The organism is Candidatus Mycalebacterium sp. (genome assembly GCF_977828045.1).
This window is the reverse complement of the sequence record NZ_CDWCUL010000010.1, coordinates 205530-215403: the sequence shown is the minus strand read 5'-3', so window position 1 is coordinate 215403 and position 9874 is coordinate 205530. Positions and strand designations below refer to the sequence as shown.

The 9874-nt window shown below is 51.1% G+C and carries 12 protein-coding genes; 7 read left to right on the top strand and 5 right to left on the bottom strand.

Annotation, left to right across the window (positions count from 1 at the left end; all coding sequences use genetic code 11):
* Together ACY430_RS03290 and efp are read left to right on the top strand one after the other, a co-directional pair.
* The coding region (locus tag ACY430_RS03290; RefSeq protein ID WP_462137461.1) for a DNA mismatch repair MutL family protein at positions 1-1047 on the top strand (1047 nt) is incomplete at its 5' end.
* A gap of 23 nt (positions 1048-1070) precedes the next feature.
* Positions 1071-1637: an elongation factor P gene (gene efp / locus ACY430_RS03285; protein WP_462137460.1), complete on the top strand. Its 567-nt coding sequence runs from the start codon at positions 1071-1073 to the stop codon at positions 1635-1637.
* 6 nt (positions 1638-1643) lie between these two features.
* Here efp and ACY430_RS03280 read toward each other — a convergent pair whose 3' ends face one another.
* Together ACY430_RS03280 and mqnC are read right to left on the bottom strand one after the other, a co-directional pair.
* On the bottom strand, positions 1644-2375 hold the full coding sequence (locus ACY430_RS03280) for a pseudouridine synthase (protein WP_462137459.1): 732 nt from the start codon (positions 2373-2375) through the stop codon (positions 1644-1646).
* Positions 2375-3451: a cyclic dehypoxanthinyl futalosine synthase gene (gene mqnC / locus ACY430_RS03275; protein ID WP_462137458.1), complete on the bottom strand. Its 1077-nt coding sequence runs from the start codon at positions 3449-3451 to the stop codon at positions 2375-2377. The genes ACY430_RS03280 and mqnC overlap by 1 nt, the downstream gene beginning before the upstream one ends.
* Before the next feature lie 122 nt (positions 3452-3573).
* Here mqnC and ACY430_RS03270 point away from each other — a divergent pair, with 122 nt between their 5' ends.
* The 3 genes from ACY430_RS03270 to hisC are packed head-to-tail and all read left to right on the top strand — an operon-like array spanning position 3574 to position 6260.
* A complete protein-coding gene (locus tag ACY430_RS03270) occupies positions 3574-3855 on the top strand; it encodes an HPr family phosphocarrier protein (protein WP_462137457.1) in 282 nt (93 codons plus the stop codon).
* A 2-nt stretch (positions 3856-3857) separates the two neighbouring features.
* Positions 3858-5165, top strand: coding sequence for a histidinol dehydrogenase (gene hisD, locus ACY430_RS03265; protein WP_462137456.1), 1308 nt, complete (start codon positions 3858-3860; stop codon positions 5163-5165).
* Positions 5166-5177: 12 nt separating this feature from the next.
* Positions 5178-6260, top strand: coding sequence for a histidinol-phosphate transaminase (hisC, locus tag ACY430_RS03260; protein WP_462137455.1), 1083 nt, complete (start codon positions 5178-5180; stop codon positions 6258-6260).
* On the opposite strand, the gene ACY430_RS03255 is transcribed toward hisC, so the two are convergent.
* Entirely contained in the window at positions 6244-6987 is a 744-nt protein-coding gene (locus ACY430_RS03255) for a prolipoprotein diacylglyceryl transferase (protein WP_462137454.1), read from the bottom strand. The genes hisC and ACY430_RS03255 overlap by 17 nt on opposite strands.
* A gap of 244 nt (positions 6988-7231) precedes the next feature.
* Between ACY430_RS03255 and ACY430_RS03250 the strand changes: the two genes are divergently transcribed.
* Both ACY430_RS03250 and thpR read left to right on the top strand, forming a co-directional pair.
* Positions 7232-7840 carry an HNH endonuclease gene (locus tag ACY430_RS03250; protein WP_462137453.1) on the top strand — a complete coding sequence of 203 codons (609 nt, stop codon included), beginning with the start codon at positions 7232-7234 and terminating at the stop codon, positions 7838-7840.
* A complete protein-coding gene (gene thpR, locus ACY430_RS03245; RefSeq protein WP_462137452.1) occupies positions 7821-8378 on the top strand; it encodes an RNA 2',3'-cyclic phosphodiesterase in 558 nt (185 codons plus the stop codon). Before ACY430_RS03250 ends, thpR begins: the two co-directional genes overlap by 20 nt.
* Positions 8379-8383: 5 nt before the next feature.
* Here the strand turns inward: thpR and ACY430_RS03240 are convergent, their stop codons facing one another.
* A complete protein-coding gene (locus ACY430_RS03240; RefSeq protein WP_462137451.1) occupies positions 8384-9343 on the bottom strand; it encodes a restriction endonuclease in 960 nt (319 codons plus the stop codon).
* 130 nt (positions 9344-9473) lie between these two features.
* The gene (locus ACY430_RS03235; protein WP_462137450.1) at positions 9474-9857 is read right to left on the bottom strand and encodes a hypothetical protein; all 384 of its coding nucleotides are present in this window, start codon (positions 9855-9857) and stop codon (positions 9474-9476) included.
* Between the last annotated feature and the right edge of the window lie 17 nt (positions 9858-9874).

Below are 9874 nucleotides of genomic sequence, written 5' to 3'. Positions count from 1 at the left end.
CGCCTTTACTGCTATGTCAACGGCAGGTATCTGCGCGACAGGTTCATAAACAGGGTTGTTATGGAATGTTTCGGGCGCGTGTTTGAGGCGAGGCGCTATCCTCAAGGAGCTTTGTTCATTGAGATGTCGCCCGAAGATATTGATGTGAATGTTCACCCGACAAAACATGAGGTTCGTTTTTTATCTCCGGGAGCGGTTGCGGCGGCAATTCGCTCCGCCGTGCAGAGCTTGCTTTCATCGGCTCCGTGGATGACCGGGCAAAACGGCGGTGCGCCGGCCGGCGCGAATTTCTTTCAGGAAAAACCGGACGACTACGGCAAGCAGACCTCCGGAGCGGACGCGGCGGCGAGCCGTTCGCGGGGTTTTAATTTTCCGCCTTCGCAGTCCCCGCCGCGAGCAGACGATTTGCCGGCAACCGCAAGGAGTTTCCCCACCGCCGGAGAAGGAGAGAGATTTTTCTCTTCTCTCAAGGTTCTGGGACAGGCGGGAGACCTTTACATAGTTTGCGAGAGCGAAAAAGGGCTTGTTTTGATTGACCAGCACGCGGCGCATGAGCGTGTCAATTTTGAACGGTTCAAAAACAGTTATAAAACTGACGGAGCCCTGCTTGCGCAGAAACTTCTAATTCCTGAGATTGTTGAAATACGCCCCGAAGAGGCGGCTTTATTTGGCAGGTTTGGGGGGCAGATGAAAAAACTCGGGCTCAACGCCGAACTCTTCGGCTCGGGCGCGGTGAGGATTGAATCGGTTCCCGCAATTATCTCCGGAGCGAATACAAAAAGGCTGTTTGTTGATGTTTTAAGCGGGCTGAACGAAACGGGGCTTACCGAACTTCCGGACGAAATTGACAGAAAAACCGAAGACGTGCTCGCGACAATGGCGTGCCACAGGTCCATACGCGCCGGATATGTAATGGAGAACTCGGAGATAAAGTCGCTTCTTTCAGCGATGGACAAATGCGAGACTCCGCATTTCTGTCCTCACGGACGTCCGGTTGCGGTGGATATGGCGTATGGCTCACTTGAGAAGATGTTCAAGAGGAAGTAGTCTCTCGCCGGACGGAGGATTAAATGGTTGTAGAAACAAGCGGTTTTCACAGAGGGCTGAAGATAGAATTGGACGGCGAGGTGTGGGAGATAATTGAGTATCAGCAACAGAAAATGGCTCAGAGAAGCCCCGTTGTAACCGTGAAAGCGCGCAACATTGTTACCGGAGCGGTGCAGGAAAAGAAGTTCCGTTCGGGCGACAAGTTTGAAACCCCCGACATCAAAAAGAGAGTTATGCAGTTTCTGTATTCGGACGGAAACGCCTATCATTTTATGGATACCGAAACTTACGACCAGCAGGAGTTTTCCACCGGTCAAGTGGGCGGCGCGGCGGATTTTTTGAGTGAGCGCCAGGAGGTTCAAGTCAATTTTATCAACGGCAGTCCTTACGGAATTGAGTTTCTCAAACCCGTTGTTGAGTTGAAAGTGACCGAAGCCGACCCGGGCATCAAAGGCGACACGGCAACAAGCGCGACCAAGCCTGCGACCCTTGAAACCGGAGCGAAGGTTCAGGTTCCGCTATTTGTCAATCCCGGAGATATGATAAAGGTTGACACCAGAGACGGCAGTTACATTGAAAGGGTGAGATGACGCGCGCTAATCCGCGGTTTCACGCAGTTTGCGGATCTGTTTTTCGCTCAGGAAAATGCTTGCGCCCGCAGGCAGATTTTTCGGCAACCGCACGGTTCCAAAGCGAATTCTCATCAACCGGCTGACCGAACAGCCGCAGGATTCCCACATCCGCCTTACAAAACGGTTTCTTCCCTCTTTGACCACAATCTTGAACCATTTGTTGCTTTTTTCCTTTGAGGGGACCGGCAAAACCTTTTCAAAACGCCCTTTTTTGCCGTCAAGCAAAACGCCGGAGAGAAGTTTTTCAACCATTGCCCGCCCGGTGTTGCCGCGCACGCGCGCCATGTATTCCCGCTCAATTCCGCTTGAAGGGTGCGAGAGTTTATGGGCGAGCGAGCCGTCTGAACAGAAAAGCAGCAGTCCCGTGGTGTTGACGTCCAGCCGTCCGACTGAAACCCATCGGGATTTTTCAAGCGGCGGCAAATCCTCAAAAACGGTGGGGCGGTTTTGCGGGTCTTTCGCGCTCACAATTTTGCCAATCGGTTTGTTATAGGCGATTATGCGCACGGGCAAGCCGCCCGCATCGCAGTCAATCCTTTCCCCCTCAACTGTGATTTTGTCTTGCGGCTCAGCTTTGTCGCCCAGTTTGCAGACCTTGCCGTTGACCGTGACCGAGCCGGATTTTATCAACTCCTCCACGTGTCGCCGCGAGCCGAATCCGGCGGAAGCGAGTAGTTTTTGCAGTCTTTCCGCCATTAGAACCTGCGTATGATTTCGTAAAGAGTGTTTCTCTGAGCGGGCTCAAATCCGGCGCTTTTTATCATGCTGACAATTTCCTCCGCGCTCGCTTTGGTCTTGTTCTCCGCGCACCGCAGAACATTTTCCTCATAAAGAGTGCCTCCGAGGTCGTCCGCGCCGAATTCCATTGACGCAGAGCCGATTTTGAACCCTTGTGTGAACCATGACCCCTGAATGAACCTGAAATTGTCCAGAAAAATCCGGCACACCGCGAGCACCCGGAGGTATTGCCCGCCGCCTGCTTCGTACGGAACCTTGCGCTCAAGAAAAGTATTTGTCGGCTTGAAAATCCACGGAATAAAAGCGAGAAATCCGCCCGTTTCGTCTTGCAAAGACCTGATTCTTTCAAGATGCTCAACGATGTCTTCATTCTCCTCAACGTGTCCGAACATCATGGTTGCGGTGGTTTTAAACCCGATTTCGTGCGACTCGCGAACAATTTCTATCCACCGGTCTGCGTCTATTTTGAGCGGGCTGATTTTTTTTCTGACCCTGCCGGAAAGAATTTCCGCCCCGCCGCCGGGCATTGTGCGCAGTCCCGCGTCCCAGAGTTTTTGCAGAACTTCCCGCGAATTCAACCCTTCGTATTTCGCGATTGCCGCCACTTCAGGCGCCGAAAAGGCGTGAAGATGGAGTTCGGGAACTTCTTCGCGCGCGCGCCTCACAATTTCAATGTAGTAGTCCAGACTGATTTCGGGGTTGTGTCCGCCTTGAAGCAGAACAGTTGTCGCCCCGTTGTGATATGAGGTTTTCATCATTTCAAGCAGTTTGTCCGTCTCAAGCGTGTAGGCGTCAGTCGCGCCGGGGGGTCTCCAGAACGCGCAGAACAGGCACTCGGTGTCGCACACATTTGTGTAGTTTGGGTTTGTGTCGCGCACAAAAGTTACGGTTTTTCCGGGGTTGTTTTTCTGCCTGCAAAAAGACGCAAGCCCGCCCAGTTGCGGAAGGGTTGCTTTTTCAAGCAGGGCAAGCGCATCCGTGCGGTCAATCCTTTCGCCGCTCATCACTTTGTCGCATATTTCCCGCGCAATCATGGCAGACAGTCTAACTTGCGCCGCCGCCGCGTTCCAGAGCCCGACCGTGTTTTTGCCTCTGCTTTATGCGGATTGTGTTATGATTTCTTGTCCGCGCCGCGCGCGCGTGAGGAAGCCGATTTTTGAGCCGCGTAAGAAAAACTTTAAAGATAGTCAACACGCTGGGTCTGCACGCCAGAGCCGCGGCGGGTTTTGTAAAACTTTCAAACCGTTTTTCGTCGGACGTGAAAATAATTAAAAACGGCTACGAAGTGAACGGTAAAAGCATCCTCGGAATCCTTTCCCTGGCCGCCGCCAGAGGCACGGACATTGACATTGAAGTGTCCGGAAATGACGCACGGGACGCGGCGGAGGAAATCGCCAGATTTGTTGAAAACGGATTCGGAGAGGGGGCGCACACATAAAATTGCAGATAACGAACGTAAACTCTTCCAACATAAAAAAACAGACTGACGCGGCGCGCAGGAATGCATACGGATTTGATTCCAAAACGGTTGCAAAGGTTTCGGCGATTGTTGAACGTGTGCGCAAGGGCGGCGATTCCGCTCTTTTTTCTCTCACAAAAAAGTTTGACGGCGCAACTGTTTCGGCTAAAACGGTTGAAGTTTCGCGCTCTGAAGCGGCAGCCGCTGTGAAAAAGGTAAGCAAGCCGGTCGTCAGGGATTTGAAACTCGCCCGCTCCCGCATTGAGCGTTACCAGAAACAGAAGTTGCCGCGCCCGGGCGCGATGAAAGACGCGCACGGAAACCGGCTGGGCTGGATTGTGCGCCCGCTTGAAAGGGTCGGCATCTACATTCCCGGAGGCAAAGCCGCTTATCCCTCAACCGTTTTGATGACGGCGGTTCCGGCGAAGGTCGCCCGTGTCGGTGAAATCGTGATGGCAACGCCATGCCCCGGAGGCGAACTCAACCCCGAAGTAATCGCCGCGGCTCAAATTGCGGGCGTTGACCGGATTTTCAAAATCGGCGGCGCGCAGGCAATCACCGCGCTCGCGTTCGGAACGCGCTCGGTTCCGCGCGTGGACAAAATCGCCGGTCCCGGAAACATCTATGTGACAATCGCCAAAAAACTGGTTTACGGCGAAGTTGACATAGACATGATGGCGGGCCCGAGTGAGGTTTTTATAATCGCAGACGGCTCATGCCCGCCCGAATGGGTCGCATCCGATTTGCTCGCTCAGTCCGAGCACGATGAAATGGCGGTTCCCGTTCTCGCCGCCACCTCGCGCGCATACGCCGTAAAGGTTAAAAATGCGCTTCTTGAAATGGCGCAGGGGATTGAAAGAAAAAAAATCGCGCTTGCCTCAATCCGAAACAACGGAAAAATCTTTGCGGTCTCAACGTTGCGGCAGGCGGTCGCGCTCGCCAATGCGATGGGACCTGAGCATCTGCAACTTTGCGTGAAAAATCCGCGCGCGTTACTGCCGTTGATACGGCACGCCGGGGCAATTTTTCTCGGAAGTCTTTCCACCGAAGCGTTTGGAGATTACATCTGCGGCTCAAGCCATGTCCTGCCGACCGGAGGCGCGAGGTTTTCGTCCCCGCTGTCCGCGGCGGATTTTGTCAAAACCCCGAGCGTTGCTGAAATGTCCGCGCGCGGGTTTGAAAAACTTTCCGGTGCGGTCGTCAATCTTGCGCGCGCCGAAGGGCTCACCGCTCACGCTCTTTCCGTAACGACACGAACCTCAACGACCCGGAAAGGGACTAAAAAGTAAAAGGGGGCTCCGGTGGCGGATATTGAAAAGCTTCTGCGCAGGGTTTCCCCTTCGGTTCGCGCTTTATCCGCTTACGACTCCCGCCGTCCGCAGTGCAAAATCAAACTTGACGGCAACGAAAGTCCGTTTTCTCTTCCCGGCGAATTGCGCTCGGAAATTGCGCGCATCGCGGAAAATATTCCCCTCAACCGCTATCCCGACCCGAACTGCGAGTGGCTCAGGAAAGCCGTGTCCGGGCGGACGGGAACCGATGCGCGCGGCATAGTGTTTGGCAACGGCTCGGACGAATTGATACAAATCCTCATAGCGGCTTTTTGCGGCGAATCGGAAACCGTGCTTGTTCCCGCGCCCACTTTTTCAATGTATGCGCTCACGGCGGAAGCGCTTGGCAAAAAGGTTGTGAAGGAAAATCTCGCGCCGGATTTTGACATTAATCCCGAAGTGATGCTGGCTGCGGCGGGCGCTCATAATCCCGATATTGTTTTTCTCGCCTCGCCCAACAGCCCCACGGGCAATTTGCTGTCGCCCGAAAAGGTTGAAGCCGTTATTGCGGGAGCGCCGGGAATTGTGGTCGTGGACGAAGCGTATTTCAGTTTTTGCGGCAAAACGCACATTGCGCTTATGAAAAAGTATGAAAATCTCGCCGTTATGCGGACTTTTTCAAAAATCGGTTTCGCCGCGCTCCGTCTGGGGGCGCTCTTTATGAGCCCCGAACTCGCCGCGCAAGCGGAGAAAGCGCGCCTTCCGTATAATGTCAATTCGTTTACGCAAGCCGCCGCGCGCGTCTTTTTTGAAAATACGGGCGTTTTTGAGGAAAACTTGAACATCATCAAGTCCGAGCGCGAAAAGATGTTGAAGTCGCTCACTTCCGTTGGCGGAATAAAAGTATTTCCAAGCGATGCGAATTTTTTCCTGATTAAATTTCCGGACGCTCAAACTGCGGGCGAAGTCCACCGCGCGCTCATTGAAAAAGAAATTCTTACACGCGATTTTTCGGATCCGGATTTGGCGGACTGCCTCAGGGTTACAATCGGTCTTCCGGAAGAAAATCGCGAGTTTGAAGAGTGTTTGCGCGAAATTATTTCCGCGCTTTAATCAGTTTTGCCGTTCCGAAAGCGATAAGCACAAGCGCGATGATTTGCGCAACCGACAGTCCCGGCACGGGGCTCGGAGTGGTTGTCCGTATAAACTCAACCGCGAACCGTTCCAAACCCGCAAGCGTGAGGTAAAGCGCAAACACAGAGCCGTCCGCCGTGATTTTTAGCCGCAGTTTCCACAATGCGGCGAACACCGCCGTCATTGCGATTGTTTCATAGATTTGAGTGGGGTGAACCGTGAAATCAACCGGCGGCGAGCCGTTGGGGAACGACATCGCCCACGGCAATGCGGACGCGGTTCCATAATCGTCTCCAACCAGCAGACAGCCGATTCGCCCAATCGCGTAAGCGAGCGCAAGACCGGGCGCGGCGGCGTCAAGGATTTTCCAAACGCTGATTTTGTTCGCGCGCGCGACTGCAATTCCCGCCGCGAGACCACCGAAGAAACCGCCGTAAAAGGTAAATCCATCCCGCGTAAGAATAAGCGCGGAGAAGTTCGCGGTAATCTCGGAAGGGGAGAAGTTTTGCGCTATGAAAAACAGTTTAGCTCCGCCGAGCGAACACACGACAATCCACAAAAACATGTCCTGCGCGACACTTCGGGCGATGTTTTTGCGCTTCAATTCGCGTTCTGTGAGCAGATGAGCGATGAGAAACGCGAGCGCGACCATAATGCCAAACGAGCCCACCGACACACCGCCGACAGTGAACAGTTCGGGATACATCAGCCGTTATCCGAGGGGGTGTTTTCGCCGACGGCTTTTTCCGCCGCCGAGTTGCTTTTCGCTACCAGAAACAGGAGTACAAAAAAACAGACGCAACCTGCGATGCTAAGATAGAAAATCTGGAAAAGCGTCATTTGCCCGTAAACCTATACCCTTCTCCGCCGGTTTCAACAGCCCTTTGGCGCCGGTTTTTGTGCCGCAGAGGTTTTGCAACAGTCCGCGCCTGAATGTAAACTCTTTGCCTATGTTGAGTTCACCGGTTCTTGTGCTGAACAAAAACTATCTGCCCGTTTCAGTTACAAGTTTGAGGCGGGCATTCATAATGCTTTACTGCGGCGAGGCGAAAGCCGTATCCGAAACCTATGAGACTTTTGATTTTGAGAGTTGGGCGCAAGTTTCCGCCGCCTCGGAAAACGGTTTGGACGGTGAATACATCAGAACCGTTACGAAAATCATCAAAGCGCCCAGAGTTATAATTCTTCTCCGCTACGGCGGATTTCACAGAAAACGCCACAAATTCAACCGCCTGAACATATTCCGCAGAGACGGCGGAAAATGCCAATACTGCGGGCGCGAGTTTCCGAAAAGGGAGTTGACGATAGACCACGTGATTCCGCGTTCACACGGCGGCACAAGCAGGTGGAACAACGTTGTGTGCTCATGCGGCACGTGCAACCGCAAGAAAGGCGGCAGAACACCCGCGCAGGCAAGAATGAAACTGCTGACAACGCCCGCCGAACCGCAGTGGGGACCTTTTACCGACATTTACGCGCGCGCCGTGCGCTACAAGGAATGGGAGCCGTTTGTGAGCTTCGTTGACGCATCGTATTGGAATGTTGAACTTGAGGGCTGACGGCAATACCGTCCGGCTTTTTATCTCCCTTGCCGCTCCCGAAAAAATCCGAAAGACCGTAAAATCGCGCACTTCGGCGATTCGCTCACTGCGCGGCGTCAAGTGGGAGTCTGAGGAAAAGTTTCACATCACATTGCGGTTTCTGGGCGAGACGCGCGTGGATACAATTCCCGAAATCCGTTCCGCGCTTAAAGGTTGTTGCGGGAGTTTTTCCCCGATTGTAATAAAAACAGACGGCGTTTCCGCCATCACGCGCCGCCGCTATCCCGAAACGCTCGCGGTTATGGCGCAAAGTGATGACACACTTTACGATTTGAAAGACGCAATTGATTCCGAACTTGAAACGCTCGGTTTTGAACCGGAAAAACGGGATTTTCTGCCGCACATTACAATAGGATGGGTAAAGAAAAAGATGAAACTGCCGGAACTCCCGCAGTTTGAGTTGGATTTTGTGGCGGAGCGGGTTTGTCTTATGGAAAGTGAATTACGCAGGGAAGGGGCGAGGCATATGGAGTTGGAAGGGTTTAGGTTGGGGTAACCACTTTATTCGTCTTCATCAGGACGAATAAAATAGACCGGAACCAGAGGTAAAAGGTTTTTTCCTTTGCTAGACAGTTTGTCATAGTTTTTTTCTAATATTGTTAACAAATTATTTAGATCTAGAAGGGTGATATGAGGAGATTTCTTTTTTGCGCTATCGACAGCATCTCGAGTAAATCCACTACTACATACAAGCATGCCTGCTGATATAGTCTGGTCAATACTTCCCCGTATTTCGGCAACATGTTTCGAAGTGGCTTTCTGTTGAGATATAGCATAGTGTTTGACTTGTACACAAAGGCGTGGTTGTTGAATACCCAGTTCGTCTGTAGTAGCAATAATATCTATTCCTCCATCGGGACCTTTCTTCGCTACTTCTTGTATTGTCCATCCGGTTGATTCGATAATTGAGGCAACCAAATCTTGAAATTCATAGGGGTTGAGACTGTTTAATTTCTCCTTTATTGAGTTGAGGGCAATTCCTTGTGCATCTTCCAATGTGGTAGCAATGTTTGTTGAATCGTGTGCGATTTCTTGCTCATTTCCGTTTTTTTGTAAGGTGTTTTCATCTATTGAGGTTGACGGGTTATCTTTTGCCCATTTTTTATATGCTTTTTTCGCATCGCTAAATACATCATCAGGGCTGGGGTCATTTTTGAGCGCTTGGATTCCTTCATCTGTAATCCACCATTGTCCACGTTTTCGAGAGACATAGTTCGATTTTGAGAGATTTATGAAGTAGAACTGCAGGTTGTTTTCCCACCTTACATAACCAGAGTTGTTCTTTGTATAGTCAATCTCGTGAAGCCTGTTGTCTTTTTTTAATCTTTCTTCAACCAAGTTCAGAGCCTTTTGTTTGGGCAAAGGATTGTTTTTGTTTGCATCATTCTCTTTCAACACATGCATAAGGGCGTGCATTGAATATTTCACGGGGCAGTACTTGCTTTTTGTGTTTTTAGACATTCGCTAATCCGATGGGTCGGAGACAACCAAACAGTTTACTATATCCACAATAAAGATTGCTTTCTATGATTGAAGGTGTGGAGTAGGGGGAGTTGATTATTAGGGATGAGGGTTGTTCGGGCATTCAAACTCAAGGTGCTTTTTTTATTTTTTTCCAACTCAATAAATTATTACATCTGACGTGCGTAATTCTTTTTTTGCCTTGGTTACCACAATCTATTTGAATTTTCCTGAGTTTTTTTCTTTCCTGGCCTCTAAGACTTTTAGAAACAAGCACTGGGTAACATATAAATTGCTTTAGATGTTCTTTGAAGGATTGTATTCCACCTTCTAACTGTTCCTTTATTTTTATAAAATTCAGGTTAGTACGCTTAAACTCTACAGGCAAGAAGAATGTGTTTTCTCCTTCGTCAACAATAATTATATAATCACACCTTCTCCCCAGCTGATTTGGCTCTAGGGCCGAGTCAACATCAATGATGCTTCTTTCGCCGGGAAAACCGTCTAACTTCATTTCACACGTCCCCACTT

Bases quoted from the DNA above. Each gene is read 5' to 3' on its own strand.
- ACY430_RS03235 (WP_462137450.1), bottom strand. From the start codon at position 9,857: ATGAAGTTAGACGGTTTTCCCGGCGAAAGAAGCATCATTGATGTTGAC.
- ACY430_RS03250 (WP_462137453.1), top strand. From the start codon at position 7,232: ATGTTGAGTTCACCGGTTCTTGTGCTGAACAAAAACTATCTGCCCGTT.
- ACY430_RS03240 (WP_462137451.1), bottom strand. From the start codon at position 9,343: ATGTCTAAAAACACAAAAAGCAAGTACTGCCCCGTGAAATATTCAATG.
- mqnC (WP_462137458.1), bottom strand. From the start codon at position 3,451: ATGATTGCGCGGGAAATATGCGACAAAGTGATGAGCGGCGAAAGGATT.
- ACY430_RS03255 (WP_462137454.1), bottom strand. From the start codon at position 6,987: ATGTATCCCGAACTGTTCACTGTCGGCGGTGTGTCGGTGGGCTCGTTT.
- efp (WP_462137460.1), top strand. From the start codon at position 1,071: ATGGTTGTAGAAACAAGCGGTTTTCACAGAGGGCTGAAGATAGAATTG.
- thpR (WP_462137452.1), top strand. From the start codon at position 7,821: ATGTTGAACTTGAGGGCTGACGGCAATACCGTCCGGCTTTTTATCTCC.
- ACY430_RS03280 (WP_462137459.1), bottom strand. From the start codon at position 2,375: ATGGCGGAAAGACTGCAAAAACTACTCGCTTCCGCCGGATTCGGCTCG.